Genomic DNA, 26,854 nt, shown 5'->3' with positions numbered 1-26,854 from the left:
GGTTTCTTGGTTCATCGCGGAACCGGGCCTGAATTCCGTCTTCTCGTTGGCCTGAGGTGTACGGGCGGCTAACCAAAGAGTGTGCAAGAAAGCAGCCCCCGCCGTTTTTCCGGAGAGGGCTGCTGCGGCTTTTCAGGGCGGTCTGACGGCAGTAGTTGACGCTGACGTTGAAAGGGTGGGGTGACTGGGTTACGGGGGCTCCGGCGCCAGTCCGGTCTCGGCGATAAGTCCGTCGAGGACCTCGGGTCGACGTTGGATGCCGCGTAGTCGGTTCTTCACGAGCGGAGTGAGGTCTTCGATCGCGCGGGGTGCAGGGTTGGCCAGGGACTTCTTCACATGGGCCCAGACACCTTCGACGGGATTGAGGTCGGGCGCGTAGGGCGGGAGCTTGACGATGATGAGCCAGTCGCTGTTGCGGTCGCAGAACTCCCGCAGGGCCTTGGCGTGGTGGGTGCTGGCGTTGTCCCACACCACGATCAGCGGCGCCCCGAGTCGTCGGTGGGTATCGGTGAGAAGGGCGGCGAACTCGCGAGCCCTGAAGCCCTTCTTCTCGCCCGTACGGCCTCGATATGTCTGCGTCCGGTAGATCAGACGGGTCTCGCGGCCCGGTCTGAGGCAGATCATCCCGGCCATCAGGACCCGGCCCGAGCCCTTCCCCGTCACCTTGATCACCGGAGTCCGGCCACGCCGGGACCACGTACGGCCCTTCGCTGGCTTCAGGTCCTGCCCGGCCTCGTCCTCGAAGACTATCCACGCGCCCAGGAGCTGGGCCGTCCTCTTACCCGCGACCACTGCTCCGTCCGCCACCGCGCGACCGGTTGCTCGTCGCGTTCGACCGCCCGGTGCGCGGGCACCTGCGGCGACCAGCCCAGCCGGTGCAGCAGATACGACACCCCACGCGGGGTGTACTGGTAGCCGAACAGGCGATGGATCAGCTCCGCGACCCTGGCAAGGGTCCACCGCTGATCCTCCATCCAGCCGTGCGCGGCCGGGCCAGCCTCCAACCCGACCTGCAGGCGTTCCGCCTGGCCGTCACTGAGCTGACACGGAAAGCCGCCGGCCCCCTTGGACACCAGAGCCGCTCTGCCGCCCTTGCGCCAGGCAGCGTGCCAGGCGTACGCCGACTTCCGCGACACTCGTAACCGGCGGGCCGCCTCCGGCGGCCGCACCCCCTGCTCGAACATCTCCGCGGCCCCGAAGCGCACCGCTTCACGCTTCGCCCGCCCCACAGCGGTCAAGCCGCCGCCATCCGCGTACCTCATGACGAGGATGTAGCACCACCAACGCCCGCTGTCACCCCACCCTTTCAACGTCAGCGGCAACAGCCACGGATTTCCCCGCACAACCACGGACGCCAGGGGAACGCAAACACCGCGCTGACCAGCGAAAAAGCAGGTAGAGACGTGCCGCGTAGCACACGTGCTATGTGCTTGCGGGCCATACCCCGGTCCTCGTTCACAATTGTGACACGTTCGGCAGCCTCAAAGCCGAGCATCCTGGCGGGCGATATCTTTACCGAGGCGTACCTGAGGGGCATCCCGGTTTTCAGAACGCTCTGGAGGGGCGGGCAGCGCCGCGGGGCGGCAAGGCAACATCGGTGGAACACAATGACAACAACACGGAGAGCATATACACCTCGTGGACGACCAGCCCTGAGGTTGCGCGAAGGTATGCCATGGGGGTGCGTGACGGGGAAACTCCGGGCGTGATTCTCAGAATTTCTCTTCCGACCCCAGGAAATCCACTTCGACAGATGGCGCTATACGGCGAAGACAAGTGGGGCGAGAGTGAAGTTCTTGTGGAAAACCTTGTGCAGGGTGCCGAGGTTTTCGATCTACGCTGACTATCGTCAAGCCGTCAGCCAGGAACGGGAGTCACGTGGCGATGGAGATTGACGGAACTGCGGCTCGTCAGATGCTGCCGCGCTTGCCAGCTTGGGGTGGGCCTCTGCTCGACATGGGCTGGATATCCTGGCCAGCTGGAACGATTTCTCCTATCGCGCCACCCCGGCGGCGAGGTGCGATGTGGAGGCGCTCTATTCGTCCCGTGCGACGGGACTCAGAAGCAGAGGAGGTGAGGCGGAAGAACTCGACAAGTTCCTTGAAGCGATTCGGGCTAGCTCCCTGGCAGAAGTGCTGGTCTTCTCGGTTTCACGTGGTGACTGGTCGTGCGTTTGTGTAGTCGCGCCGAACCTGCGAGATGTTGTTGGGGTGACTGCAATTCGCATCGAGTGTGTTCCCTGAAGGGATATCCTGCGGGCGGCCTGCGATTCATCTGACAGTCATATTTGATCCGAAACGGTTCGGGTTCTGGGTCGTTGGTGGGGTGTGAGCGATCTGGTGGGGGACGCGCGGCATCTGTCGCCGTCGGCGTAGGAGGCCCTGCGGCTGCGGGCGGTGGCCGCACTGGTGGCGGGGCGGGACCGTGAGGACGTGGCGGCAGTGTTCGGGGTGTCGTTGAAGGCGGTCGACATCTGGTGGGCGAAGTGGCAGGCCGGTGGCCGGGAGGCGCTGGTCATGCGCCCGCGCGGCAAGCCGGTCGGGGTGCACCAGGTGCTCGGGGAGTCCGAGCAGGCGGCGGTGCGGCAGGCGGTCCTCGATCACCGGCCCTGCGATGTGGGGCTGAGTGGACAGTTATGGACTCGGCGGCTGATCGGTGACCTGATCGCGAAGCTGTACCGGGTGCGACTGACCGAGGTGGGGGTGGGCAAGTACCTGAAGCGGTGGGGCCTGTCCTTCCAGCGGCCGGACAAGCGGGCCGTGGAACAGGACCCGCTGGCCGTCCGGCGCTGGCATCGGGAGACCTGGCCGAAGATCCGCGCGAAGGCGAAGCAGGATGGCGGCGAGATCCTCTTCGCCGACCAGGTCGGCATCCGGTCGGACCAGGTCACCGGCCGTACCTGGGGTGAGCCTCGGCAGTGGCCCACGGCAGCAGGCGCGGCCCCTGCATGGCGGGACCCTCTGGCCACGGTGTCGCACGCTCAGCCATCTAGTTGCCCTCTCCTCGACTCAGCTTGGCGTTGCTGATCATCGTCCCGCCGGCGTGGACCTTGCGGAGTAGCCAGCGTGTCTGCCTTGCTGTCTGCCAAACTGGTGGGGTGCGGGAGACGATCGGAGAACTGGTCAGGCGGCTGCGCATGGCGCGTGGTTGGAGTCAGCGGCGGCTCGCCGAGGCTCTGGCTGAGGCTGCTCCTGGGCGCGTCCCGCCGACGCGAAATGACGTGTCGCGTTGGGAGATCGGGACGCGGTCTCCACGTGAGTGGCTTCCCTTCCTCGCGCAGGTGCTTCAGGTGCCGCGCGAGATGCTGGAGAGGGCGAAGGCCGTTCAGCCGGTCGAGTCCGCGCCGCCGGTGCGGTCCGTCGCCGACTTCCTGCCCGAGGGCGATCCGCTGGCCCCGCTTCGTGCTCGTACGGGCCGCCGGATCGGGGCCGGACAGGTGGGTGACCTGGCCCAGCGGGTACACGGCCTGCGGCTGGCTGACGATGTGGTGTACGGCAAGGACCTGATCGGGCCCGCGCTGCGCCAGCTGCAAGCGGCTGTGAAGCTCTATCGCGAGGGCACACACACCGAAGAAGTCGGGCGCGAACTTCTCCGCACCATCGGAGAGTTGGCGTAGATCGCCGGGTGAGTGGCCTCCGACGCAGGGGAGCATGCCGAGGCGGAGCGCATCTACCGGCTCGGCATGAGCGCCGGGCAGGCCGCCGGGGACGGCGTGCTGTCCGGGAACGTGGCGGGCTCGCTCGCCTACCAGTGGAGCAACATCGGCCGGACAGCGGACGCCGTGGGACTGGCCCGCGCCGCCCTGGAGGACGCCGGGTCCCGACGCCCCGGCGAAGGCTCGCGCGCTGTACCTGGATCGTGTCGCCTGGGCGCATACCCGTGCCGGGCAGGACCGCCCGGCGATGACCGCCCTCGGGGAAGCGGCCGAGGCTCTGTCCGAGGACTCGGCCGGCACCGAATCCCCGTCGTACCTGTACTGGATGGACGCCGGGGAATTGCAGGTCATGGAGGCCCGTGTCTACACCGAACTGCGGCGCCCGCTGCGGGCCGTGCCGCTGCTGACGGATGTGCTCGGACGCTACGACGCCAGCCACGCCCGGGAGTTGGCGCTGTATCTTTCCTGGCTGGCGGTGGCCTACGCCGACGCCAACGAGCCCGAGGCCGCAGCGGGAACAGCGGGTCGGATGCTCGCCCTCGGGCAAAGCGGCAGCGAACGCACGGCACAACGCACGAGAATCGTCCTCGATCGACTCCGGAGCTATCGCGATGTGCCCGAAGTCGCCGAACTGCTGGCATCCTGAGCGCCCTCGGGGTTGGCCATCCGCCGGCCGGAGTCAGCCTCCGACAGATTCCGGGCCTGAGCGGGAGGGGGTCCCTCGTCGGTCGGGCAGCTTCGCCGTGCCAGGGTTCCCCGGGGGCCGCCAAGGCTCACATCGTGACGCGTGCGCTTGGCGTTGGCGGCCCCCGCGGGTTCCTGGTACGCCTCCGGTGACCGGACGGCGAGGGACCCCACCCGCGCCCCGCGACCACTCACCACGACGAAGCCGCACCCGACATTCGTCCCCCTGCCTCTCGGAGGGAGGGCCGGGGTCTGGGGCAGAGCCCCAGAAAGGTCTTCGCTGTGCTGGCTGCTGCGCGCCCGGACCAGCGGGGCAGCCGCGCGCCGGCGGCCGGTGACCGCCGCCCGCTCCTGTCTGCCGCCTCGCCGGCGACGCCCACCGACCACTCGGCGCGCACCCCAGCGGACCGGGGCCTGACCGGCCGAGCAGCGAAGTACTCGGCGAGGCGAACCGCCGTCGCGTACGCCTGCGGCTCGGCGCTGGTCTAGGCCGTGACGGCATGACGGCGTGGCTGGCGCCGGTGGGGGCTGAGCGAGACACACGTGACCGGTGACCATCCGGCGAACCCGCAGCCGTAGCGGACGGTCGGTGGCCGAGGCCCCACCAGCTACACGCGGGTACGCGTCACGGTAGTGGGCTGCCCTGATGACCCCTGGGGAACTCTGGTCCGGTGAAGCTGCCCGACCGACGAAGGACACCTCCCGCTCAGGCCCCGACGCTGCCGGGTCCCGGCTTCGAGTCGCCAGCCAGCGCGAGCTGGAGAGGCAAAGGTCGCTGCCCCAGGACACCGAAGGGGCCTGCATGCCAGACTTGAGCCATGACGGCAGCACGTGACTACGAAGACCTGCGGTACGCCGTGGAACACCTCAGTCCTCGGCAGGCCCGCCGCCTCCGCCTGATCATCAGCCAGGACGAAGAGTTCGCCGACGTTCTCCCGCCACGAGCGGAAGATCAGACTGACGAGGCCGACGACGAGGGAGACCTGCTCCCGGCCAGCTTCCTCGCTCTCGCCGGTAGCATCGACGCCCCCGCCGACTACGCAGAGAATCACGACGCCTACATCGCAGCCCGCGGCGACCAGCGCGGGAGTGCCGCCGGGTGACCGTCACGATCCTCGACACCGGACCACTCGTCGCGTTCTTCAACGCCAGGGACAACCACCACGCCCGCTGCGTGGACTTCTTCTCCCGGCTCCGAGGCCGGAAGATCCTGCCCTCCACCGTCCTGACCGAGGTCAGCTGGCAGCTGGAGCGCTGGCCACACGTGGAACGTACATTCATCGACCACGTGGCCAGTGGCCACTTCGAGCTCGACAACGTCACCACTGACGACCTCCTCCGCGTCGGTGAACTCATCGAGCAGTACGACAGCTTTCCCCTCGGAGCGGTCGATGCCTCCGTGATCGCAGTCGCCGAACGCCATGGAGCCCAGCGCATTGCCACCCTCGACCGCCGTCACTTCACTGTCGTCCAGCCCAAGCACACGGACTACTTCACCCTGCTTCCCGACCTGACCTGAAGCTGCGGCAACAGCCACGGATTTCCCCCGCACAACCACGGACGCCAGCGGAACGCAAAACCCACGCTGACCAGCGAAGAAGCAGGTAGAGGGGTGCTGCGTAGCACACGTACTATGCGCTGGCGGGCGACACCCCGGTCCTCGTTCACAACAGCGGCTGTGTCGTCGGCTATGACGCAGACGTTGCAATGGGTCAAATCACTAGAAATGGCACCGCCAAGGCGTCTCAATTGGAGAAGTTTGGGCAAGCGAACGGTTGGGTCCGTAGTCAGACGGATAATGGCCCCATCAAATTCCATGATGCCAACGGTATTCTGCGGCCCACTATCAAGAAGGGTACTGGTAGGGCCCCGGGGAGCAGTGACCCGCATGTTGAAATGAGCTAGGATGAATGATTATAGGGAAGTGAGTCGACTGGCTGTTTACCGCTTCGAAGAGAGTTATGTCCTAGAAATTCAGGCTCACCCAGGGGCCTTGGCCCTTGAAGTGGACCTAGCTCTGAATGTCGATCACCCGCAACACGGGCCTGCTTCGCCTGGCGAGAGGCACTGTTACCGGAAAGGAACGCTCCAATTCTCGCACGTGGCGGATTTGTCCTGGACTGATCAGGGAACCCCGCCGGCGAAGGATGCAACTGGCGAACTGGACTACGGGACTGTCGACTCTCTTGAAGTGGAGGGGGACCTGTACGTTATGACGGGCGACTTCGGGCGAATCTCCGTCACTGCCTCCGACCTGTCGATTCGGCTGCACGACTGAGAATGCGACTGCTGTAGGTACTTTGCGGCCCATGGCTCGGCATTGAGTCCTGGGAGTCTACTGATAGACGGCGGCACATCTGTGCCGCCATCCTGCTTTATCGAGTTATAACGCGTAAACGCAACGTTCCGTCAGCTTGTGCGCGAAAGCGCACCTCGGCCAGGCGTGCGTCCGCATGGTCCCGGTCCTTCATGCGGCCTGCGATCGTCGCGGCGCGCAGGTGCAGCATGCCGCGCATGGCGGCGATGCCGGCGGGGCGGCGTGACTCCTGGCCGTCGAGGTCCCGTATGGCCCGGTCGACCACACGCAGCCCCACGTCGTATCGGCCGGAGGGCAGCGTGGTCTGTGCGCGCAGGTACGCGTGCTTGGCGGCGAGCCCCGGTTCGTCGGCCCGTGGCGCGGTCCACGCCAGGCGGTCCAGGGCGACGGTCGCGAGGTCGAGGAAGCCGAGTTTCCACGCCACGGTGAACACACACCGGAACGACTCCGCCAGGCACTCGTAAGCGATCCGCTGCTCCTCCCCGGTACTGGTGTGTGCCGTCTGCACCGACTCGTCGATGAGTGCCGGCAGGTCGAGACGCCCAGCGCGCGGGCGCACGCCGCCACGAGGGCGGGGGAGGAGGGCTTCTGCCCGCACTCGACCTTCGACAGCAGCGACTTCGATACGTGCGCTCGCATCGCCAGCCCTTGCTGGGTGAGACCCCGCTGCCTGCGGACACGGGCGATCCGCGCGCCGGTGTGTTTCTCGGTGCTCTGCGACAGGGCGAACTCCGTTCTGCGGTAAGCACGGCAACACTCAGACGGTACCCCCGGCGGGTGTCCAGGGACCTGCGCGTTCGACCGGCCGTGCGGCCCTCACCCCACTCCCGGTGGGACCGCCCACGAATCCCGGTCGTACCCCCGCATCAACCGATCGGACGATGCCGCTTCGAGCGGGACGGGCGATGTGGGGGAGGGCCGCCGGACGGGATTCTCGATGGCATGGCATCCGTCATCGAAGTCACCGATCTGCGTAAGTCGTACGGCGGCAGGGCCGTCGTGGACGGCGTCTCCTTCGCCGTCGAGGAGGGCGAGATCTTCGGGATCCTTGGCCCGAACGGCGCCGGCAAGACCACCACCGTGGAGTGCGTCGAGGGGCTGCGGGTTCCCGACGGCGGCCGGGTCCGGGTCACGGGGCTGGACCCGGTCGCCGACCACGCGAAGGTCGCCAGGGTCCTCGGCGCGCAGCTCCAGCAGAGCGAGCTGCAGGCCAAGCTGACCGTGCGGGAGGCGCTGGAGCTGTACGCGGCCTTCTATCCGCGCCCGGCCGACTGGCGGCACCTCGCCGAACGGCTGGGGCTCACCGAGAAGCTCGGCTCCCGGTTCGGCAAGCTGTCCGGCGGGCAGCAGCAGCGTCTGTTCATCGCCCTCGCGCTGATCGGCAACCCCAGGGTCGTCGTCCTGGACGAGCTGACCACCGGGCTCGACCCGCGCGCCCGCCGGGACACCTGGCAGCTCATCGAGGAGGTCCGGGCGGAGGGGGTCACCGTGCTGCTCGTCACCCACTTCATGGAGGAGGCGCAGCGGCTGTGCGACCGGATCGCGGTCATCGACCGGGGCCGGATCGCCGCCCTGGACACCCCGTCCGGGATCATCCGCCGCTCCGCCGGCGCGACCGTCGTCAGCTTCACCCCGTCCGCCCCGCTGGACGAGCGTGATCTCGCCGGGCTCCCGGCGCTCGCCTCCATCGAGCACAAGGACGGCCGGATCACGCTGTCCGGCACCGACGAGACCGTCGACGCGGTCCTCACGCTGCTCGCCCGCCACCGTGTCACCGCCCACCAGCTGCGCGTGGTGGACGCCACCCTCGACGACGCGTTCCTGGACCTGACCAAGGAGGCCACGGCATGAACACCGCCGTCCTGCGCACCGAGTTCCGCCTGTTCCGCCGCGAGCCCGGCGCCGTCTTCTGGATCCTGCTGTTCCCGACGCTGCTGCTGGCCATCCTCGGCTCGATCCCGTCGTTCCGGGACCCCGACGCCTCCCTGGGCGGGCTGCGGCTCATCGACACCTATGTGCCCGTCGTCGTCCTCGTCGCCCTGATCACCTCGGGCGTCCAGTCGATGCCTCAGGGCGTCACCGGCTACCGGGAGCGCGGCATCCTGCGCCGCATGTCGGTCACGCCGGTACGGCCCTCCGCGCTGCTGTCCGCGCAGATGCTGGTCCAGGGCGCGGCCGCGCTCGGCTCGGCGGTGCTCGCCCTCGCTGTCGGTCGGCTGGCCTTCGGCGTGACGCTGCCGAAGCAGGCCGCCGGCTACCTCCTCGCCCTGGTCCTCGCCGTGCTGGCCGCGCTCGCCCTGGGCTCGGTGGTCTCGGCCGTGTCCCGGACGACGAAGATGGCGAACGCGATCGGGACGGTCGTGTACTTCCCGATGATGTTCTGCGCGGGCGTCTGGCTGCCGGTGCAGGCCATGCCGCACCTTATGGCCCGGGTGGTCGGCCTGACCCCGTTCGGCGCCGCGGCCCGCGCCCTCGGCGAGGCGGCCGCCGGACACTGGCCCGGCTGGGACCACCTGGGCGTGCTCGCCCTGTGGACGGTGCTGCTGACGGCCGCCGCGGCCCGCTGGTTCCGGTGGGAGTGAGCGGACCGTGCCGGACACTGGTCGCATGACGAACGACGCGCACCAGCCCCGGGCCTCCTTCGACACGTGGGGGCCCTGGGCGCTGCTGGCCGCCGGTGTCGTCGCGTCGGCCATCTCCGCGCGCCCGGTCGGCATGGACCGGACCGGGATGACCGTCTGCGCCGCGCTCGTGCCCGCGGCGGTCGTGCTCCAGCTGATCTGGGGCAGGGTGAAGCGCCGGCGGCCGGGCCCGAGCCGGACCGGGGTCTGCCTCTACCTGGTGCGCTGGGCCATCGCCTTCGTACTGACGTGGGCCAACCCGTTCTTCGCCTTCTACGCGGTCACGGGCTACTACACGGCCGCCCGCGAATTGCCGCACCGCCTGGTGCTGCCCGGCCTGTTCCTGACCGCGATCACCATGGCCGGCAGTGAGATCGGCGGCTGGCCGCCGCACGGCCTGGTCCTGTGGGTCGGCTTCTTCCTGGTCCTGCTCGTCAACATGGTGATGGTGAGTGTGTTCACCCGGTACGCCCTCCAGGAACAGAACCGCTCCGCCGTCCAGGCCGAGACCATCACCGAACTGGAGCGCACCAACACCGCGTTGCAGCAGGCGCTGGAGGAGAACGCCGCGCTGCACGAGCAACTCCTCGTCCAGGCCCGGGAGGCCGGGGTGGCCGACGAGCGCCGCAGGCTCGCCGCCGAGATCCACGACACCATCGCCCAGGGCCTGACCGGGATCATCGCCCAGCTCCAGGTCGTCGCGGGCGCCACCGATCTGGCCACCGCCCGCACCCACCTGGACCGGGCCTCCGCGCTGGCCCGCCACAGCCTCGGCGAGGCCCGCCGCTCCGTGCACAACCTGGCCCCCGTGGCCCTGGAGGACACCGGGCTGCCCGAGGCCCTGAAGAACACGGTCACCGAGTGGGGCGAACGCACCGGGGTGCGCGCCGAGTTCACCGTCACCGGCACCGCCGAGCAACTGCACGACGAGGTCTCCGCGACCCTGCTGCGCATCGCCCAGGAGGCCCTCGCCAACGCCGCCCGGCACGCCCGCGCCGGCCGGGTCGGGGTCACCCTGTCCTTCATGGGCGACGAGGTCGTCCTGGACGTGCGCGACGACGGCACGGGCTTCGACCCGGCCGCCGTCCCCGCCCGCACCCGCGCCGGCGGCTTCGGTCTGGACGGCATGCGGGCCCGGGCCGAGCGCATCGCCGGCTCCCTCACGGTCGAGTCCGAGCCCGGTCACGGCACGGCGGTGTCCGCTCGCGTACCGTTGGTACGCCATGACCGCTGAGCCCATCATCACCCTGCTGATCGTCGACGACCATCCGGTCGTACGGGACGGTCTGCGCGGCATGTTCGAGTCCGCGCCCGGTTTCACCGTCCTCGGCGAGGCCGCGAACGGCGTCGAGGCCGTCGAGCGGGCCACCGCCCTCGGCCCGGACGTCGTCCTGATGGACCTGCGGATGCCCGGTGGCTCCGGCGTGGACGCCATCCGTGAGCTGACCCGGCGCGGTGCTCGCGCCAAGGTGCTCGTCCTCACCACCTACGACACCGACTCCGACACCCTCCCGGCGATCGAGGCGGGCGCCACCGGCTACCTGCTCAAGGACGCCCCGCGCGACGAGCTGTTCACCGCCGTCCGGGCCGCCGCCGAGGGCCGTACGGTGCTCTCCCCGGCCGTCGCCTCCCGCCTGGTGCACGCCGTGCGCACCCCGGCCGGCAACGGCAACGAGCCGCTCTCCGCGCGGGAGCGCGAGGTCCTCGCCCTGGTCGCGCGCGGCACCTCCAACCGGGAGATCGCCCGCGAACTGTTCATCAGCGAGGCCACGGTGAAGACCCACCTCACCCACCTGTACGCCAAGCTGGGCGTCAACGACCGCGCCGCCGCGGTCGCCGTGGCCTACGACCGCGGCATCCTGGGCCGAGCCGACCGCGGCTAGCGGCCCCGACGAACGCTAGGGCACGCCGAGTTCGAACAGCGCGTACCCCGCGTACGAGCCGGACGCCAGGGCCGTGATCGTCAGCACCGTGCACAGGACGGGCAGGCTGAGGCGGCGCAGGGCGACGGCCAGGGGGAGGAACAGCGGGAAGCAGGGCAGCAGGTAGCGGGAGACGTTGCAGAAGATCTGCTGACTGCCCAGGACCAGCGCCAGCGTCAGCACCGTGTACACGACCAGCACCGCCGGCGGGCGCAGCCTCAGCAGCAGGGGGAGCAGCACGAACGCCAGGAAGACGACCCCGACGCCGATGAAGTCCGCGTACGGCCAGGCGAAGAGGTAGCCGAAGTGGCCCACGGGGACGGACGTCAGCACGTCGAAGGTCTGCTCGCCGTAGTCGAAGGTGTGCGCCCAGGCGCCCTTCTGGAGCGCGAAGTAGCCGCCGTAGTCGCCCATCCGGTGGCCCACCCAGCCCAGATAGCCGAGCAGGCCGAGCGGGGCCAGGGCCAGCGACAGCAGCGGGCGCAGGACGCCGTCCCGGCGATCGCGCAGCGCGAGCAGCGCGGCGACGCCGAGCGCGGCGATGAGCGCGCCCGCCGTGGGCCGGTTCAGGCCCGCCGCGAAGGTGAGGACACCTGCGGTGAGCCAGCGGCGGGACAGCACGGCGTGGCAGGCCCAGGCGGCGAGGGCGACGTACAGCGAGTCGGAGTACACCGCCCACTCCACCCCCGAGCCGGGCCACACCGCCCACAGCCCGGCCGCGGCCAGCCCGGCCCGCCGCCCGCCGAACCGCTCGGCCACGGCGTAGATCCCGAGGGCGGCGGCGAACGAGGCCAGAATCGAGACCAGAACGCCCGCGCCGTACGGGCCGAGGCCGGTGAGCTGCGAGGTGAGCCGCATCAGCGCCGGGTACAGCGGGAAGAACGCCGCCGAGTTGCCCTCCAGCGTGATCAGGCCGGTCGCCCCGGGCACCGGGACGAGCTTCGGGTCGTAGCCGTGCAGCGCGATCTGCTGGTACCACCAGCCGTCCCAGGTGCCCAGCACGTCCCAGGCGTGCGCCCCGCCGCCGAACCTCGGGTCCTTCTTCCGGAAGTCCCCGGCCGACGACAGCAGGTACATGAAGGAGCAGAATCCGGCCAGCTTCAGCGCACCGAAGAGCCCGAGCACCGGGGCGCACCGGCGCCAGGCGGCCCGCAGCCGCTCCCGCGCGTCCGCGAGGCCGCCCCGCGCGGCCGTCCCCAGCTCGGCCGTGGTCAGCAGCCCGGTCACGACGCGGTCCTACGACGGCAGGGGCGGGCCAGGTCGCGGCGCATCCGGGCGATCCCGCGCAGATCGGCCAGCGCCGTGGACACGATGTCGACCCGGCTGTCGGGGTCGTCCACCCAGTCCACCGGCACCTCGTGGATCCTGAGGCCCGCCCGCTCGGCCAGCACCAGCAGCTCCGTGTCGAAGAACCACCCGGTGTCCCGCACCTGCGGCAGCAGCCGGTCGGCGGCATCCCGGCGCATCGCCTTGAACCCGCACTGCGCGTCGGAGAAGCCCACCGCGAGCGTGCAGCGCAGCAGCACGTTGTAGCAGCGGGAGATGACCTCACGGCGGGGTCCGCGCACCACCCGGGCGCCCCGGGCCAGCCGGGTGCCGATGGCCAGGTCGGAGTGGCCGGAGATGAGCGGTGCGACCAGCGGCAGCAGCGCGGTCAGGCCGGTCGACAGGTCCACGTCGCAGTACGCCACCACCGGCGCCCGGGACGCCGACCAGGCGGCGCGCAGCGCCCGGCCCCGCCCCTTCTCGGGCAGCCGTATCCACTCCACCTCGGGCAGTTCGCCCGCGAGCCGGGCCGCGATGCGCGGGGTGCGGTCGGCGCTGGCGTTGTCGGCGATGGTGATCCGGTACGGGTACGGGAACGTGTCCCGCAGGTGCGCGTGGAGTCGCCGTACGTTCGGTTCCAGGTCCTGCTCCTCGTTGAACACCGGGACGGTCACGTCCACGACGGGCTCGTCATTCGTCACGTTCATAGTCATTTGTTCTCGTTCGCAGGGCGCGCCGAAGGCACGCGGGGCGGGGGAGGTAAAGAGAGGGGGACGGGGCGCTGAGGCCCGGTCAGCCGGTCGGGGAGGGCGGGGCCGGCGGCGACGAGGTGACCCCCTCGCCGGGGGACCGGGACGTCGGCGCGTCGCCGGGCGCGGTCGCCGTGGCCGAACTCCCCGTCGTCGCGGGCGGCTCCTCGGTCGTCGTGGTGCCACCCGGGTCGGGCGGCAGGCTCGTCCGGGAGGGGTCAGGTGGCAGGCTCGTCGCGGACGAGCCGGGCGGCTCGCTGGTCGCGGACGAGCTGGGCGCCCCGCTGGGGGACACGTCCGGCGAGGGCGACGTGGTCGCCGACGGCGCGGGACTGATCGCCGGCCGGGGCCGCGGGGCACTGGGCAGGTCGTCGGTGGAGCCGTGCGGCCACAGCAGCAGCCCGAGGCCGAGCCCGGCCACGGCCAGTACGGAACCCGCGGCCCGCCGTGCCGCCCGCACCCGGCGCCGGGCGCGCACCCCGGCGTACAGCCGCTCCCGGTGCCGGGCCTCGAAGGGATGGTGCTCCGGGCCGCCGCGCAGCAGCTCCGTCAGCTGCCGCTCGAACTGGTCCGGGCCGTTCACTCGCGTGGTGTCGTCCATCGGTTTCCCCCCTCACCCCACCGGTTCGATGACGTCGGTCAGGAGCAGGCGCAGCCGGGCCACCCCGCGCGCGGCGTGGGACCGGGCGGTGCCCACCGGGCAGCCCAGGATCTCGGCCACCTGCCGGTCGGGCAGGTCCTGGTAGTACCGCAGGACCACGGCGGCCCGCTGCCGCGGGCTCAGCCGTGCGAGCGCCGTCTCCAGCCGGGAGCGCTCGGCGACGGTCGCCGACATGTCGCCGGCGGCCGCCACCTCGGGCAGTTCCTCCATGGGGCGCTCGCCCCACCAGCGGCGTCGCGCCGAGCGGGCCGCGGCCCGCGCCAGCACCGTGCGCACGTACGCCTCCGGCGCCTCGTCGGCGATCTTCGGCCAGACGAACCACAGCTTGACCAGTGACTCCTGCAACAGGTCCTCGGCACGGTGCCGATCGCCCCCGGTGAGCAGACGGGCCAACCGGAACAGCACCGACCAGCGGGCCGCCACGAACGCGTCGTACTCACCGGCCCGAGCCTGCTCCATTCCCACGGTCCCCGCTCTCCCCGGCTGTCCACACCAGGAGAAAGGCCCTGGGCCCCCGCCGGCGCTGCACCCGGCAAGGGTGATCCGCGTCACACGGTGTCAGCCGACCCGGAGCAGCAGCACCGACCTGGCCGGGACCGTGATGCCGGTGCCCGCCGGATGGACCGTACCCGGCGGCCCCGACTGGTCCTCGCGGGAGGTGTCCACGACGCACTCGTAGCGCTCCGCCCACGGCGGGCCGGGCAGTACGAACGGGGCCGGGCGGTCGCCCGCGTGCAGCACGGCGAGGAAGCTGTCGTCGAGGACCGGCGCGCCCCGCTCGTCCCGGCCGGGGATGTCCCGCCCGGAGAGGTACATGCCGAGCGTGGCCGCCGGGGCGTACCAGTCGCCCTCGGTCATCTCCGTGCCGTGGGCCGTGAACCAGGCGAGGTCGCGCAGCCCGTCGGCCGAGTGGGCGCGGCCGGAGAAGAAGGCGCGGCGGCGCAGCACCGGGTGCCGGTGGCGCAGGGCGGTCAGCCGGGACGCCAGCTCGAACAGGGGGCGCCACTCGGGGTCGTCCAGCAGGGACCAGTCCAGCCAGCTGGTCTCGTTGTCCTGGCAGTAGGCGTTGTTGTTGCCCCGCTGGGTGCGCCCGAGTTCGTCGCCGGCGACCAGCATGGGGACGCCGGTGGACAGCAGCAGGGTGGTCAGCAGGTTGCGCGTCTGCCGCCGCCGACGCGCCCGTACGTCCGCGTCGTCGGTCTCGCCCTCGGCCCCGCAGTTCCAGGAGCGGTTGTCGTCCGTGCCGTCCCGGTTCCCCTCGCCGTTGGCCTCGTTGTGCTTACGGTCGTACGACACCAGGTCCCGCAGGGTGAAGCCGTCGTGCGCGGTGACGAAGTTGACCGAGGCGTACGGGCGGCGCCCGCCCCAGGCGTACAGGTCGCTGGAGCCGGACAGCCGGTAGCCCATCTCCCGTACGTCGGGCAGGGCGTGGCGCCAGAAGTCGCGGACGGTGTCCCGGAACCGGTCGTTCCACTCGGTCCACAGCGGGGGGAACGCGCCCACCTGGTAGCCGCCGGAGCCGATGTCCCACGGTTCGGCGATCAGCTTGACCCGGCGCAGCACCGGGTCCTGGGCGATGACCGCGAGGAAGGGGGAGAGCATGTCGACGTCGTGCATCGAGCGGGCCAGCGCCGCCGCCAGGTCGAAGCGGAAGCCGTCCACGCCCATCTCGGTGACCCAGTAGCGCAGCGAGTCGGTGATCAGCCGCAGCACCTGGGGCTGGACGACGGCGAGGGTGTTGCCGCAGCCGGTGTAGTCGGCGTACCGGCGCGGGTCGTCCTGGAGCCGGTAGTAGCCGCGGTTGTCGATGCCCTTCAGGGAGAGGGTGGGGCCGAGTTCGCCGGCCTCCGCGGTGTGGTTGTAGACCACGTCGAGGATGACCTCGATGCCGGCCGCGTGCAGGGCGCGGACCATCCGCTTGAACTCGCCGACCTGCTGGCCCGTCGTACCTGAGGCGGCGTAGGCGGCGTGCGGGGCGAAGTAGCCGACCGAGTTGTAGCCCCAGTAGTTGACGAGGCCCCGGCGCAGCAGGTGGTCCTCGTGGGCGAACTGGTGGACGGGGAGCAGTTCCACGGCTGTCACGCCCAGCTTGACCAGGTGCTCGATCGCGGCCGGGTGCGCGAGACCGGCGTAGGTGCCGCGCAGGTTCTCCGGGATGCCCGGGTGCAGTCGGGTGAAGCCGCGCACGTGCAGTTCGTAGATGACGGAGTCCGCCCACGGCGTCTTGGGGCGGCGGTCGTCCTCCCAGTCGTCGTCATCGTCGACGACGACACCCTTGGGGACGTACGGCGCCGAGTCCCGGTCGTCGCGGACGGTGTCGGCGACGTGCTGCTCGGGCCAGTCCCGGACGTGGCCGTAGACCTCGGGCGGCAGCCTGCCGTAGTCGTTGCCGCGGGCGCCGTCCACCGCTCGCGCGTACGGGTCGAGCAGCAGCTTGGCCGGGTTCCAGCGGGCGCCGGTCCACGGGTCCCAGCGGCCCGACACCCGGTAGCCGTAGCGCTGGCCCGGCATCACGCCCGGCACGAAGCCGTGCCAGATCTCGTGCGTCAGCTCGGCGAGCGGCGCCTGCGTCTCCCGGCCCGCAGCGTCGAACAGGCACACCCGGACCGCCTCCGCCCCGGCCGCCCACAGTGCGAAGTTGGTGCCCGCGACCCCGTCCGGGCCGATGCGGAACCGGGCCCCGAGCGGGGTCGGCGCGCCGGGCCACACCGGTGCCGTGGGCGGTACGGCCCGGCGGGCGCCGTGCGTCGTGGACGCGGGGAGCCCGTCCAGGGCGGCGGGGTGCCCGTTCCCGGCGGCACCCTCCTCGGTCCCGGCCCGCTCATCGGCTGCGCTCGTCACCAGTCGGCCCCTCTTTCGGCGGCTCGCTTCCGGGGCGCGACGGCTCCCCAACGCCTCGTTCTCCCCACTGTTCTGCCCAGTGGCGGCGTCGCACTCACGTTTCCCCGGCGTGGCCCGGTCGTTGAGCCCCGCGTGAGGCACGCACAAGGACGCGCACGGCGCGCGGGGGCCGCGCTGGCCGCCGTACTGACATGGGCGGGACTGCTGGCCGGGGCCACCGGCTGTTCCGCGGACGGCTCCGGCCCCCTGGGCATCGACCGGGTCCTCGGCAAACCCCCGGCCCCCGAGGACTTCATCCGCGTCACCCCGGACGACGGCAGCAAGGCCGTCCGGGCCGACCGGGCGCTGCGGGTACGGGTGCCCGGCGGACGGCTGGAGAAGGTGAGCGTCAGCAGGCAGCAGGACGCCCAGGACACCCCCGTCCCCGGGCACATCAGCGCCGACGGGCTGACCTGGAAACCGGACGACGACCGGCTGGCGCTCGCCGCCAGGTACACGGTCGATGTGGTCGCGCTGGACGCCCACGGCCACCGCTCGGCCCGGCACACCACGTTCACCACGTACGTCCCCGGGGAGCGGTTCATCGGCTACGTCACCCCCGAGAACCGCGCGGTCGTCGGCACCGGGATGATCGTCTCCCTCTCCTTCAACCGGGAGATCACCCACCGCGCGGCCGTCGAACGCGCCGTGCACGTCACCGCCCGGCCGCCGGTGGAGATCCGCCCGCACTGGTTCGGCGACGACCGCCTGGACTTCCGCCCCCGGCACTACTGGAAGCCCGGCACCGAGGTCACCGTCGACCTCGGCCTCCGGGACGTCGAAGGGGCGCCCGGCGTCTACGGACTGCAGCACAAGACGTTCACCTTCACCGTCGGCCGCAGCCAGGTCTCCCTGGTCGACGCGGCCGAGCACACCATGCAGGTACGGCGCGACGGGCGGCTGCTCGCCACCGTGCCGATCAGCGCGGGCGCCCCGAAGACCCCCACCTACAACGGCAAGATGGTGGTGATGGAGATGCTGGAGGTCACCCGCATGAACAGCCGCACGGTCGGCTTCGGCGGCGAGTACGACATCCCCGACGTCCCGCACGCCATGCGGCTCACCGACTCCGGCACCTTCCTCCACGGCAACTACTGGTCGCCGGACGCCCCCGGGCACACCAACGTCAGTCACGGCTGCGTCGGCCTCCGGGACGTCAAGGGCGGCGGCTCGGACACCCCGGCGGGCTGGTTCTTCGACCGCAGCCTGGTCGGGGACGTCGTCGAGGTCGTGCACAGCGAGGACAAGAAGGTCGCGCCGGACAACGGGCTCGGCGGCTGGAACATGACCTGGAAGGCGTGGACGGCGGGCGGCGCGACCATGTGACCCCGGGAAGTTGAAGTTGCGACGGAACGGTGACATTCGCCTGACACCGCTCTCAAAACCCGGCGGTTACCATGCCCGAAAGTGCGCGTGGGGTCGCGCCGGGGTGTGGGCCTGAGCTGGGCCTGGGAGGGGAGAACGACTTGAACGTGCGGCCGATATCGGGGGCGTCGGTACGGGGGCGGACGGGCCGCGGGGGACTGGCACTCATAGCCGGTGCCCTTCTGGTCTCCCTCACCGCGTGCGGCGGCGGTGGCTCGGGGTCCGGGGCGGGTGCCGGGTCCGGGGACGGCAAGGGCAAGGACGCCTCGGCGCAGGCGGGCAAGCAGTCGGCCGCCGCGGTCAGCATCACGCCCAAGTCCGGCGCCAAGGGCGTCGAGACCAGCGGGGCCCTCAAGGTCAGCGTGGCCAAGGGCAAGCTGACCGAGGTGGTCGTCAAGGACGCCAAGGGCACGAAGGTCGACGGCACCATCGCGGCCGGCGGCGCCTCGTGGGCGCCGTCGACCCACCTGGCCGCCGCCACCGAGTACACGGTGCACGCGGTCGCCAAGGACTCCCAGGGCCGGTCGGCCGCCGAGGACTCCACGTTCACCACGCTGACGCCGAAGAACACCTTCGCCGGCTACTTCACCCCCGAGGACGGCTCCACCGTCGGCGTCGGCATGCCGTTCTCCGTCCACTTCACCCGCGGCATCACGCACCCCGACGACGTCGAGAAGGCCATCCGTATCAAGACCGAGCCGGCCGTCGACGTCGAGGGCCACTGGTTCGGCAACGACCGCCTGGACTTCCGCCCCGAGAACTACTGGAAGGCCGGCACGAAGGTCACCGTCGACCTCGACCTCGACGGCGTCCAGGGCCGTGACGGCGTCTACGGCAAGCAGCACAAGACGGTGAAGTTCACCATCGGCCGCAACCAGGTCTCCGTCGTGGACGCCGAGAAGCACACGATGAAGGTCACCCAGGACGGCAAGGTCATCAAGACCATCCCGGTCAGCACCGGCAAGCCCGGCTACGACACGTGGAACGGCCAGATGGTCATGAGCGAGAAGTTCACCGTGACCCGCATGAACAGCGAGACGGTCGGCTACGGCAGCGAGTACGACATCAAGGACGTCCCGCACGCCATCCGCCTCACCGACTCCGGCACGTTCATCCACGGCAACTACTGGGGCGGCGGCGCGTTCGGCAACTACAACTCCAGCCACGGCTGCGTGGGGCTCCGCGATGTGCGCGGGGGCTACGACAGGTCAACCCCGGCGGCCTGGTTCTACAACCACTCCATGGTCGGTGACGTGGTCGTCGTCAAGCACTCCCACGACCGGACGGTCGACCCGTCCAACGGCCTCAACGGCTGGAACATGTCCTGGGCGGACTGGACAAAGTAACGGCGCGCTGTGGCTGGTCGCGCCCACGCGGCGGAGCCGCAAATCGACGCAGCCCCGCGCCCCTTCAGGGGCGCGGGGCCGTGTCATAGATGCGGCTCCGCCGCGTGGGCGCGAGAACCCACCACGACGGGCAGTCGACAACGCACCGGTGCTGCCCACGCGGTGAACGCCCGCTAACCTGCGGAGCATGACCGTGAATCTCGAAGTCGCCGAAGGCGTCGGAACCCTGCGCCTGGACCGCCCGCCGATGAACGCGCTGGCCATCGCCACGCAGGACCGGCTGAAGGAACTCGCCGAGGAGGCCACCCGCCGCGACGACGTGCGCGCCGTGGTGATCTACGGCGGCGAGCGGGTGTTCGCGGCGGGCGCGGACATCAAGGAGATGCAGGAGATGGACCACGCCGCGATGGTCCTGCGCGCCCGCGCCCTCCAGGACTCCTTCACCGCCGTGGCCCGCATCCCCAAGCCCGTCGTCGCGGCCGTCACCGGCTACGCCCTCGGCGGCGGCTGCGAACTCGCCCTGTGCGCCGACTACCGCATCGCCGCCGAGAACGCCAAGCTCGGCCAGCCCGAGATCCTGCTCGGTCTGATCCCGGGCGCCGGCGGCACTCAGCGCCTGCCCCGCCTGGTCGGCCCCTCCAAGGCCAAGGACCTCATCTTCACCGGCCGTATGGTCAAGGCCGACGAGGCCCTCGCCATCGGCCTGGTGGACCGGGTCGTACCCGCCGAGGAGGTGTACACGCAGGCGCACGCCTGGGCCGCCAAGCTCGCGCAGGGACCGGCGATCGCCCTGCGCGCGGCGAAGGAGTCCGTGGACACCGGTCTGGAGACCGACATCGACACCGGTCTCGCCGTCGAGCGGAACTGGTTCGCGGGCCTGTTCGCCACCGAGGACCGCGACCGGGGCATGCGCAGCTTCGTGGAGGAAGGCCCGGGCAAGGCCAAGTTCCTCTGACTCCTTCGGCCGAACTTGGCGCAAGCCCCGCCGAGTTGACGCGTCGTCCGATATGAGTCCCCCGATGGGGCGGTTTATGGCAGCCTTAACGCAGCCTTAAGTCTGTCTCGTCGAGGGAGTCGGACGATTGCCCCGTGATGAGTCGTCCTCCCAGGTCAGCCGGGTTCTCGCCGAGCCTCTCCTGCCGTCGGCATATGCCGAGCGAATGGGGCGCATCGGGGGCGTGCGGGGGGCGTATTCCTCCGGAACGGCCACGGAGACGGCTCCGGACCGCCATCATGGGGGCATGGCGGGGCTGGAGGGTATCGAACAGCCGCGGGGACACAGCCGTGCGGCCGCGGCGCGCTGGTCGCCCGCGGTCGAGGACGAGCGGGGTCTGAAGGCGCTCGAACTCTTCGGCAATCCCGCGCAGTCGGAGGTGCCGCTGCCGTCCCGCCCCGAGTCCGCCGCCACCGCGCGCCGCCTCGCCCAGGTCGTCGTCCTGCGCAACTGGGGGCTCACCCCCAAGATGACCGAAGAAGTCGTCTTACTCGTCTCCGAACTCGTCGGCAACGCCGTACGGCACACCGGCGCCCGGGTGTTCGGACTGCGGATGCGCCGCCGCACCGGCTGGCTCCGCGTCGAGGTCCGCGATCCGTCCCGCGGGCTGCCCTGCCTGATGCCGGTTCAGGAGACCGACGTCAGCGGCCGGGGACTGTTCCTGGTCGACGAACTGGCCGACCGGTGGGGCGTCGACCTGCTGCCGCGCGGCAAGACGACTTGGTTCGAGATGCGCGTCACCGAACGCGACCCGAAAATTCCCTAAAATGGGGTAATCGGCGGTTTTCTTACCCGGTCCCCCTTAAATGGTCGGGTGACCACGACCAACCGACGCGAGGTGCTGCGCGCGGGCGCCGGGCTCGTCGCCGGGGGCGCCCTCGCCGCCGGGTGCGCCGGCGCCCCGGACCGTCCGTCCGCCGCGGCCTCGCCGGCCGCGAACGCCCCCACGTCCTCCACCGCCCCGCCCTCCCGCGCGTCCGGCCACCCCGCGGCCACCCCCCACACCGCCCCCGCCCCCCGCGCCTACCCCGGCCAGCCCGCCCAGATCACCCACGGACCGCGCACCCGCCCCCAGGTCGCCCTCACCTTCCACGGCCAGGGGGACCCCGCCCTCGCCCACTCCCTGCTCACCGCGGCCGAACAGCAGGGCGCCCACCTGACCGTCCTCGCCGTCGGCACCTGGCTGGACGACCACCCCGACATGGCCCGCCGCATCCTCGACGGCGGCCACGACCTCGGCAACCACACCCAGCGGCACGTCGCCATCAACGCCATGTCCGAGGCCGACGCCCGCGCCGAGATCACCGGCTGCGCCGACCGGCTGAAGCGGCTCACAGGCTCCATCGGCAGCTGGTTCCGCCCCTCCCGCGCCCCCACCGCCTCCCCGCTCGTCGCCCGGCTGGCCCGCGCGGCCGGCTACCCGCACGTGCTGTCGTACGACGTCGACTCGCTGGACTACACCCGTCCCGGCGCCGACGCCGTCACCCGCAAGGTCCTCGCCGAGGTGCGCGGCGGCTCCGTCGTGAGCATGCACTTCGGATATCCGGACACGGTCGCCGCCCTCCCCGCCGTACTCCACGAACTCGACCGCCGCGGCCTGCGCGCGGTCACCACCACGGAGCTGCTGAGCTGATGCAACCCACCAAAGCCGCCCGCCTGCTGGCCGCCGGAGCCGCCCTCACCGTCCTGTCCCTGCTCTCCGCGTGCGGCACCCAGCAGCACGCCGACGAGGCCCTCGGCAGCAAGGCGCCCGCCGCGCCCCGGCCGAAACCGAAGAAACCCCAGGTGAACGTGTTGCCCGGGATGCCCCCGGTCACCGACCCCAGCGACGTCTACGCCGCCGACCGGCCGAACCACCTCTCCCCGGTCGTCAAGGACTTCCCGCCCCGGGTGTACGTGCCCAACACCGAGTCCAACACGGTCACCGTCATCGACCCCGAGACGTACAAGGTCATCGACACCATCCCGGTCGGCCGGCAGCCCCAGCACGTCGTGCCGTCCTGGGACCTGAAGACGCTGTGGGTCAACAACGACCTCGGCAACAGCCTCACCCCCATCGACCCGCGGACCGGCAAGGCGGGCGACCCCGTCCCCGTGCACGACCCGTACAACCTGTACTTCACGCCCGACGGCAAGTACGCCGTCGTCATGGCCTCCATGGACCGCCAGCTCGTCTTCCGCGACGCCCACACCATGAAGACCGTCAAGGCGGTGCCGGTCAGCTGCTACGGCGTCAACCACGCGGACTTCTCCGTCGACGGCCGCTACTTCATCGTCTCCTGCGAGTTCAGCGGCGAACTGCTGAAGGTGGACACGGTGAAGATGAAGGTCGTCGGACAGCAGAAGCTGCCCTACGACGACGCCCAGCCGCAGGACGTCAAGATCTCCCCGGACGGCAAGCGGTTCTACATCGCCGACATGAAGGCCGACGGAGTGTGGATCCTGAACGGCGACACCTTCGCCAAGCCCGAGTTCCTGCCCACCGGCAAGGGCGCCCACGGGCTGTACATCAGCCGGGACTCCCGCGAGATGTACATCTCCAACCGGGGCGAGGGCTCCATCTCCGTCTTCGACTTCACCCAGAACCGGCTCACCAAGAAGTGGCACCTGCCCGGCGGCGGCAGCCCCGACATGGGCGGCGTCTCGGCCGACGGCAAGGTGCTGTGGCTGTCCGGCCGCTACAACGCCGAGGTGTACGCCATCGACACGCGCACCGGCGACGAACTGGCCCGCATCAAGGTCGGCAGCGGTCCGCACGGCCTCGCCGTCTACCCCCAGCCGGGCCGCTACTCGCTCGGACACACCGGGATCTTCCGCTGACCGAGAGTCAGTTGACGCGCCGACGGACGGGTGACGGTCCCGCGCGAGGCGCGGGCGAGCGGCCATCGTGCTCCGTATGACCAGCACCACTCGCTCGCGCCGCCGCCGCGGCACCGCCGCCGTCCTGTCCCTCGGCGCCGTCCTCGCCACCACGGCCGCCACCGCGCCCACCGCGGCCCCGGCCAGGACGGTCCACGCGGCCCCCGCCGCGAAGGCCGCGGCCTCCTGCCCCCAGTTCGACGACAAGCTCCGGGCCGCCGCCGACCGGCGCGCCGACCTCGACCGGATCACCCCGAAGCCGGCGTGGCGCACCACCTGCGGCACCCTGTGGCGCAGCGACAACCGCGACCCGGAGACCGTCTTCGAGGAGGGTTTCCAGCCGAAGGACGTCATCAACGGGCAGTACGACATCGAGAAGTACGTCCTCGTCAACCAGCCCTCGCCGTACGTCTCGACGACGTACGACCACGACCTCTTCAAGGCCTGGAAGTCGAAGTACAACTACTACGTCGACGCGCCCGGCGGCATCGACGTCAACAAGACGATCGGCTCCGCCCACAAGTACGCCGACCAGGTCGAGGTGGCCTTCCCCGGCGGTATCGCCCGGCAGTACATCGTCGGCGCCTGCCCGGTCGACAAGGAGACCAAGACGGAGATCCTCAGCGGCTGCGAGAGCAACCCGTTCTACGCCCCGTGGCACTGAGCAGCGCCTCCGAACCCACCGGACGGTAGCCGGCCGCCTGGAACGCCCGCAGACTGCGGGCGTTCCCCGCCGCGACCCGCGCCCACACCGGCTCCCCGGCCAGCCGCCGCGCCGCCGCCACCAGCGCCCGCCCCAGCCCCCGGTGCCGTACCCCCTCCTCGACCTCCACGGCGACCTCCACCCGCCCCGCGACCCCGCGCCCGAGCTAGGCCCTGTCGTCACATTCCCTCCCCCAGCCTCCGGCCGGGAGGTGCCCCCAGCCCCGCGACGCCATGCACGCTCCCCCAGCCTCCGGCCGGGGGGACCCCCAGAGCACGCACCTGACGCCGCGGGGCCCGCCCTCCGGGCGGACGGCGGGAATGTGACGACAGGACCCAGCACCCCGCCGTCCGCCACCCACACCCCGTCCCGCCGCTCACGGGCGGCCACCACCCGGGGATGCCCGGGGTCACCGATCTCCCGCAGCTCCGGACCGCCGTCCCCGGCCGGCAGCGGCGGGGCGACCAGCAGCACGTCGATCGTGTCGGTACGGCGGCCGGTCCGGTCCATCAGCGCGGCGAGGAACCGCGCGTTCATGGGTGCGGCCAGGGCGTCGCAGTCACCGGCGACCGCGTCCAGCGTCTCGCGCACCCACTCCGGGTCCTCGTCCGTGAAGACCACCGAGTGCGCGGTGAGGGCGAGGACACCGGCGTCGCGCGGCGAGGGCTGCGGCACGACCGTCGTGGTGCCGTCGGCCGGCGGGAAGACGCCCCGCGCCGCCCCGTCGAGCACGTCCCGCAGACTCCGCACACCGCTCTCCTTGAGTCTCCACCCACTGGAAGGCACAGACTCGCAGACGTGATCGACGACGGCACCGGATTTCTCACCATCGGCGCGCTGGCGGGGGCCACGGGCCTGACCGTGCGCACCATCCGCTACTGGTCCGACGAGGGCGCCCTGCCCGTGGTGGCCCGCTCGGCGGGCGGCTACCGGCTCTACGACGGCGGGTCCGTGGCCCGCCTCGAACTGATCCGCACCCTGCGCGAGCTGGGTCTCGGCCTGGACGACGTACGCCGGGTGCTGGCCGGTGAGCGGACGGTGGCCGAGGTCGCGGCCGCGCACGTGACGGCGCTGGACGCGCAGATCCAGTCGCTGCGGGTGACGCGCGCGGTGCTGTCGACGGTGGCGCGACGTGGCTCTACGGCGGAGGAGATGACCCTGATGAACAAACTGGCGAGGCTGTCGGCGGCCGAGCGGCGGCGGATCATGGAGGAGTTCGTGGAGGAGATGTTCCACGGGCTCGACAGCGTGGACTCCGACATCCACGAGAGGATGCGGCAGACCGCGGTGAACCTGCCGGACGACCCGACGCCCGAGCAGGTCGACGCGTGGGTGGAGCTGGCGGAGATGGTGCAGGACCCGGGGTTCCGGGCGCAGATGCGCAGGGCCGCCGAGTTCAACGCGGCCGACCGGCGCCACGACACCCCTCCGGGTGCGTCGATGTGGTTCGCCAAGCGGCTCGTCGAGCTGGCCGGGCGGGCCCGGGAGCAGGGCGTCGACCCGGCGGCGCCCGAGGCGGAGAAGGTGCTGCGCGACCTGATCGGCACGGCCGACCGGGCCACCGTGCTGGACCGCATGAGACTCGTCCACCATCCCCGGCTCGCCCGCTACCGCGAACTCGTCGGCGTGCTGAAGGGCACGCCCGTCTCCGGGCACGAGGAGGACTTCGCCTGGGTGGTCGCCGCACTGGAGGCTCGGGCGGCCCGTTAATCTGACCTGCGTCAGTAGGCCTGCACGGCATGAGAAACACGAACAAAAGGGGCGGATCGGTGGCGGACATCGAGGAAGCACGCAAGGAATTCCAGCGGATCGACGCGGACGGTGACGGATTCATCACCGCCGCGGAGTTCAAGTCCGCCCTGGCTCAGGGCGGTGACTGGAACGTCACCGACACGGTGGCGGAGGCCATCATCAAGACCCGCGACCTCAACGGCGACAAGGTCCTCTCCTTCGAGGAGTTCTGGGCCCACCTGAGCAAGTGACCCACCTGGGGGTGCCCGTCCCGTGAGGGAGGGGCACCCCTTTTGCCGTAGCGGCGGAATAGGCCCGTGGGTGCCGGGGTTGAGCCCCGTGTCGGAAGCATGCATGTGCATTGATCCTGGAAGGATCTGTCATGAAGATCGGCATCATCGGCGCGGGCAACATCGGCGGCAACCTCACCCGGCGGCTCACCGCGCTCGGCCACGACGTGTCCGTCGCCAACTCCCGCGGCCCGCACACCCTGACCGCACTGGCCGAGGAGACCGGGGCGACGCCGGTACCGGTGACGGAGGCCGCCAAGGGCGCCGAGGTCGTGATCGTCACCGTGCCGCTGAAGGCCGTACCCGGCCTGCCCTCGGGGCTGCTCGACGGGGCGGCGGAGGGCGTCGCCGTGATCGACACCGGCAACTACTACCCGCGGCAGCGGGACGGCCGGATCGCCGCCATCGAGGACGAGGGGCAGACCGAGAGCCGCTGGAGCGAGCGGCACATCGGACACCCCGTGATCAAGGCCTTCAACGGCACCTACGCCCAGGACCTCCTGGACCGCCCGCGCCCGGCGGGCGACCCCGAGCGGATGGCGCTGCCGGTCGCCGGGGACGACACCGACGCCAAGGCGAAGGTCCGGGCCCTGATCGAGGAACTCGGCTTCGACACCGTCGACGCGGGCGGCATCGACGACTCGTGGCGCCAGCAGCCGGGCACGCCGGTGTACGGGCTGCAGGCGGGCGCGGCGGCCGTGAAGAAGGCGCTGGCCGAGGCCCCCAAGGAGCGGCCGGCCGACTTCCGGGGCTAGCCGTGCGCGGTGCGAGAGATGCGCCGAGTGGCCAGAGTTGGCAGGTTTGACGATCA

Annotated in this window: 26 protein-coding genes and 4 pseudogenes; 19 read left to right on the top strand and 11 right to left on the bottom strand. The window is 71.0% G+C overall.

All coding sequences use genetic code 11. The features are described from left to right. Nucleotides 1-189: 189 nt before the first annotated feature. Together DBP14_RS08855 and DBP14_RS08850 are read right to left on the bottom strand one after the other, a co-directional pair. Nucleotides 190-807: an IS630 family transposase gene (locus DBP14_RS08855; RefSeq protein WP_241740845.1), complete on the bottom strand. Its 618-nt coding sequence runs from the start codon at nucleotides 805-807 to the stop codon at nucleotides 190-192. Further along, nucleotides 747-1,205, bottom strand: coding sequence for a winged helix-turn-helix domain-containing protein (locus DBP14_RS08850; RefSeq protein ID WP_347239642.1), 459 nt, complete (start codon nucleotides 1,203-1,205; stop codon nucleotides 747-749). The genes DBP14_RS08855 and DBP14_RS08850 overlap by 61 nt, the downstream gene beginning before the upstream one ends. Nucleotides 1,206-2,432: 1,227 nt before the next feature. Here DBP14_RS08850 and DBP14_RS08845 point away from each other — a divergent pair. The 5 genes from DBP14_RS08845 (at nucleotide 2,433) to DBP14_RS08825 (ending at nucleotide 5,858) form a co-directional block, all read left to right on the top strand. After that, nucleotides 2,433-3,026 carry a winged helix-turn-helix domain-containing protein gene (locus DBP14_RS08845; RefSeq protein ID WP_241740844.1) on the top strand — a complete coding sequence of 198 codons (594 nt, stop codon included), beginning with the start codon at nucleotides 2,433-2,435 and terminating at the stop codon, nucleotides 3,024-3,026. Between the two features lie 71 nt (nucleotides 3,027-3,097). After that, complete coding sequence (locus DBP14_RS36730; RefSeq protein WP_241740843.1) at nucleotides 3,098-3,616, top strand: helix-turn-helix domain-containing protein; 519 nt, start codon at nucleotides 3,098-3,100, stop codon at nucleotides 3,614-3,616. A 286-nt stretch (nucleotides 3,617-3,902) separates the two neighbouring features. Next, entirely contained in the window at nucleotides 3,903-4,301 is a 399-nt protein-coding gene (locus tag DBP14_RS36725) for a hypothetical protein (protein ID WP_241740842.1), read from the top strand. Nucleotides 4,302-5,157: 856 nt separating this feature from the next. After that, entirely contained in the window at nucleotides 5,158-5,442 is a 285-nt protein-coding gene (locus DBP14_RS08830) for a hypothetical protein (RefSeq protein WP_129306464.1), read from the top strand. After that, complete coding sequence (locus DBP14_RS08825) at nucleotides 5,439-5,858, top strand: PIN domain-containing protein (RefSeq protein ID WP_129306463.1); 420 nt, start codon at nucleotides 5,439-5,441, stop codon at nucleotides 5,856-5,858. Before DBP14_RS08830 ends, DBP14_RS08825 begins: the two co-directional genes overlap by 4 nt. Before the next feature lie 856 nt (nucleotides 5,859-6,714). On the opposite strand, the gene DBP14_RS08815 is transcribed toward DBP14_RS08825, so the two are convergent. Both DBP14_RS08815 and DBP14_RS36720 read right to left on the bottom strand, forming a co-directional pair. After that, nucleotides 6,715-7,215, bottom strand: coding sequence for a hypothetical protein (locus DBP14_RS08815; RefSeq protein ID WP_241741309.1), 501 nt, complete (start codon nucleotides 7,213-7,215; stop codon nucleotides 6,715-6,717). A gap of 32 nt (nucleotides 7,216-7,247) precedes the next feature. Further along, nucleotides 7,248-7,295, bottom strand: a pseudogene (locus DBP14_RS36720) (hypothetical protein); the annotation flags it as partial. A gap of 303 nt (nucleotides 7,296-7,598) precedes the next feature. Here DBP14_RS36720 and DBP14_RS08810 point away from each other — a divergent pair. Genes DBP14_RS08810 through DBP14_RS08795 form a run of 4 tightly spaced genes read left to right on the top strand, consistent with a single transcriptional unit; the run spans nucleotide 7,599 to nucleotide 11,160 of the window. Beyond that, nucleotides 7,599-8,507, top strand: a complete 909-nt coding sequence (locus DBP14_RS08810) for an ABC transporter ATP-binding protein (protein ID WP_129306461.1) — start codon at nucleotides 7,599-7,601, stop codon at nucleotides 8,505-8,507. Then, nucleotides 8,504-9,238: an ABC transporter permease gene (locus DBP14_RS08805; protein WP_129306460.1), complete on the top strand. Its 735-nt coding sequence runs from the start codon at nucleotides 8,504-8,506 to the stop codon at nucleotides 9,236-9,238. Before DBP14_RS08810 ends, DBP14_RS08805 begins: the two co-directional genes overlap by 4 nt. A 25-nt stretch (nucleotides 9,239-9,263) precedes the next feature. After that, a complete protein-coding gene (locus tag DBP14_RS08800; RefSeq protein WP_129306459.1) occupies nucleotides 9,264-10,511 on the top strand; it encodes a sensor histidine kinase in 1,248 nt (415 codons plus the stop codon). Further along, nucleotides 10,501-11,160, top strand: coding sequence for a response regulator transcription factor (locus DBP14_RS08795; protein ID WP_129306458.1), 660 nt, complete (start codon nucleotides 10,501-10,503; stop codon nucleotides 11,158-11,160). The genes DBP14_RS08800 and DBP14_RS08795 overlap by 11 nt, the downstream gene beginning before the upstream one ends. A gap of 15 nt (nucleotides 11,161-11,175) precedes the next feature. Here DBP14_RS08795 and DBP14_RS08790 read toward each other — a convergent pair whose 3' ends face one another. From DBP14_RS08790 to glgX, 5 genes and pseudogenes are all read right to left on the bottom strand, one after another. Next, a complete protein-coding gene (locus DBP14_RS08790; protein ID WP_241741200.1) occupies nucleotides 11,176-12,354 on the bottom strand; it encodes a glycosyltransferase family 39 protein in 1,179 nt (392 codons plus the stop codon). Between the two features lie 98 nt (nucleotides 12,355-12,452). Next, nucleotides 12,453-13,178, bottom strand: a pseudogene (locus DBP14_RS08785) (dolichyl-phosphate beta-glucosyltransferase); the annotation flags it as partial. Nucleotides 13,179-13,257: 79 nt separating this feature from the next. Continuing rightward, nucleotides 13,258-13,815: a hypothetical protein gene (locus DBP14_RS08780; protein WP_206739232.1), complete on the bottom strand. Its 558-nt coding sequence runs from the start codon at nucleotides 13,813-13,815 to the stop codon at nucleotides 13,258-13,260. A 12-nt stretch (nucleotides 13,816-13,827) separates the two neighbouring features. After that, entirely contained in the window at nucleotides 13,828-14,334 is a 507-nt protein-coding gene (locus tag DBP14_RS08775; protein ID WP_129306456.1) for a SigE family RNA polymerase sigma factor, read from the bottom strand. Nucleotides 14,335-14,433: 99 nt separating this feature from the next. Continuing rightward, nucleotides 14,434-16,647 carry a glycogen debranching protein GlgX gene (glgX, locus tag DBP14_RS08770; protein WP_129311751.1) on the bottom strand — a complete coding sequence of 738 codons (2,214 nt, stop codon included), beginning with the start codon at nucleotides 16,645-16,647 and terminating at the stop codon, nucleotides 14,434-14,436. A 201-nt stretch (nucleotides 16,648-16,848) separates the two neighbouring features. Between glgX and DBP14_RS08765 the strand changes: the two genes are divergently transcribed. From DBP14_RS08765 to DBP14_RS08735, 7 genes are all read left to right on the top strand, one after another. Then, nucleotides 16,849-18,081, top strand: coding sequence for an Ig-like domain-containing protein (locus DBP14_RS08765; RefSeq protein WP_129306455.1), 1,233 nt, complete (start codon nucleotides 16,849-16,851; stop codon nucleotides 18,079-18,081). Nucleotides 18,082-18,227: 146 nt separating this feature from the next. Continuing rightward, the gene (locus tag DBP14_RS08760) at nucleotides 18,228-19,466 is read left to right on the top strand and encodes an Ig-like domain-containing protein (protein WP_241741198.1); all 1,239 of its coding nucleotides are present in this window, start codon (nucleotides 18,228-18,230) and stop codon (nucleotides 19,464-19,466) included. 187 nt (nucleotides 19,467-19,653) lie between these two features. Continuing rightward, a complete protein-coding gene (locus tag DBP14_RS08755; protein WP_129306454.1) occupies nucleotides 19,654-20,421 on the top strand; it encodes an enoyl-CoA hydratase-related protein in 768 nt (255 codons plus the stop codon). A 286-nt stretch (nucleotides 20,422-20,707) separates the two neighbouring features. Continuing rightward, nucleotides 20,708-21,226, top strand: a complete 519-nt coding sequence (locus tag DBP14_RS08750; RefSeq protein ID WP_164992284.1) for an ATP-binding protein — start codon at nucleotides 20,708-20,710, stop codon at nucleotides 21,224-21,226. Nucleotides 21,227-21,274: 48 nt separating this feature from the next. Next, nucleotides 21,275-22,093 (top strand): polysaccharide deacetylase family protein, encoded by an 819-nt coding sequence (locus DBP14_RS08745; protein WP_129306452.1) that lies wholly within the window; start codon nucleotides 21,275-21,277, stop codon nucleotides 22,091-22,093. Beyond that, nucleotides 22,093-23,280: a beta-propeller fold lactonase family protein gene (locus DBP14_RS08740; RefSeq protein ID WP_129306451.1), complete on the top strand. Its 1,188-nt coding sequence runs from the start codon at nucleotides 22,093-22,095 to the stop codon at nucleotides 23,278-23,280. The genes DBP14_RS08745 and DBP14_RS08740 overlap by 1 nt, the downstream gene beginning before the upstream one ends. A gap of 76 nt (nucleotides 23,281-23,356) precedes the next feature. Further along, nucleotides 23,357-23,983 carry an ADP-ribosyltransferase gene (locus DBP14_RS08735; RefSeq protein WP_129306450.1) on the top strand — a complete coding sequence of 209 codons (627 nt, stop codon included), beginning with the start codon at nucleotides 23,357-23,359 and terminating at the stop codon, nucleotides 23,981-23,983. Here DBP14_RS08735 and DBP14_RS36715 read toward each other — a convergent pair. Together DBP14_RS36715 and DBP14_RS36710 are read right to left on the bottom strand one after the other, a co-directional pair. After that, nucleotides 23,940-24,188, bottom strand: a pseudogene (locus DBP14_RS36715) (GNAT family N-acetyltransferase); the annotation flags it as partial. The gene DBP14_RS08735 and the pseudogene DBP14_RS36715 sit on opposite strands and share 44 nt — an antisense overlap. Nucleotides 24,189-24,358: 170 nt before the next feature. Then, nucleotides 24,359-24,772, bottom strand: a pseudogene (locus DBP14_RS36710) (GNAT family N-acetyltransferase); the annotation flags it as partial. Between the two features lie 48 nt (nucleotides 24,773-24,820). Here DBP14_RS36710 and DBP14_RS08720 point away from each other — a divergent pair. The 3 genes from DBP14_RS08720 (at nucleotide 24,821) to DBP14_RS08710 (ending at nucleotide 26,798) form a co-directional block, all read left to right on the top strand. Continuing rightward, a complete protein-coding gene (locus DBP14_RS08720) occupies nucleotides 24,821-25,732 on the top strand; it encodes a MerR family transcriptional regulator (protein ID WP_129306449.1) in 912 nt (303 codons plus the stop codon). A gap of 59 nt (nucleotides 25,733-25,791) precedes the next feature. After that, nucleotides 25,792-26,004 carry an EF-hand domain-containing protein gene (locus DBP14_RS08715; RefSeq protein ID WP_129311749.1) on the top strand — a complete coding sequence of 71 codons (213 nt, stop codon included), beginning with the start codon at nucleotides 25,792-25,794 and terminating at the stop codon, nucleotides 26,002-26,004. Between the two features lie 131 nt (nucleotides 26,005-26,135). Then, complete coding sequence (locus DBP14_RS08710; RefSeq protein ID WP_129306448.1) at nucleotides 26,136-26,798, top strand: NAD(P)-binding domain-containing protein; 663 nt, start codon at nucleotides 26,136-26,138, stop codon at nucleotides 26,796-26,798. The last annotated feature ends 56 nt before the right edge of the window (nucleotides 26,799-26,854 follow it).

Source organism: Streptomyces sp. L2 (genome assembly GCF_004124325.1).
GTDB lineage: Bacteria > Actinomycetota > Actinomycetes > Streptomycetales > Streptomycetaceae > Streptomyces.
This window is presented reverse-complemented; position numbering and strand designations above follow the sequence as displayed.

What these genes read in the sequence shown, in the direction of transcription:
- DBP14_RS08755 (WP_129306454.1), top strand. Translation starts at nt 19,654, where the DNA reads ATGACCGTGAATCTCGAAGTCGCCGAAGGCGTCGGAACCCTGCGCCTG.
- DBP14_RS08795 (WP_129306458.1), top strand. Translation starts at nt 10,501, where the DNA reads ATGACCGCTGAGCCCATCATCACCCTGCTGATCGTCGACGACCATCCG.
- DBP14_RS08830 (WP_129306464.1), top strand. Translation starts at nt 5,158, where the DNA reads ATGACGGCAGCACGTGACTACGAAGACCTGCGGTACGCCGTGGAACAC.
- DBP14_RS08750 (WP_164992284.1), top strand. Translation starts at nt 20,708, where the DNA reads ATGGCGGGGCTGGAGGGTATCGAACAGCCGCGGGGACACAGCCGTGCG.
- DBP14_RS08735 (WP_129306450.1), top strand. Translation starts at nt 23,357, where the DNA reads ATGACCAGCACCACTCGCTCGCGCCGCCGCCGCGGCACCGCCGCCGTC.
- DBP14_RS08805 (WP_129306460.1), top strand. Translation starts at nt 8,504, where the DNA reads ATGAACACCGCCGTCCTGCGCACCGAGTTCCGCCTGTTCCGCCGCGAG.
- DBP14_RS08775 (WP_129306456.1), bottom strand. Translation starts at nt 14,334, where the DNA reads ATGGAGCAGGCTCGGGCCGGTGAGTACGACGCGTTCGTGGCGGCCCGC.
- DBP14_RS08800 (WP_129306459.1), top strand. Translation starts at nt 9,264, where the DNA reads ATGACGAACGACGCGCACCAGCCCCGGGCCTCCTTCGACACGTGGGGG.
- DBP14_RS08710 (WP_129306448.1), top strand. Translation starts at nt 26,136, where the DNA reads ATGAAGATCGGCATCATCGGCGCGGGCAACATCGGCGGCAACCTCACC.
- DBP14_RS08740 (WP_129306451.1), top strand. Translation starts at nt 22,093, where the DNA reads ATGCAACCCACCAAAGCCGCCCGCCTGCTGGCCGCCGGAGCCGCCCTC.
- DBP14_RS08780 (WP_206739232.1), bottom strand. Translation starts at nt 13,815, where the DNA reads ATGGACGACACCACGCGAGTGAACGGCCCGGACCAGTTCGAGCGGCAG.
- DBP14_RS08810 (WP_129306461.1), top strand. Translation starts at nt 7,599, where the DNA reads ATGGCATCCGTCATCGAAGTCACCGATCTGCGTAAGTCGTACGGCGGC.
- DBP14_RS36725 (WP_241740842.1), top strand. Translation starts at nt 3,903, where the DNA reads ATGACCGCCCTCGGGGAAGCGGCCGAGGCTCTGTCCGAGGACTCGGCC.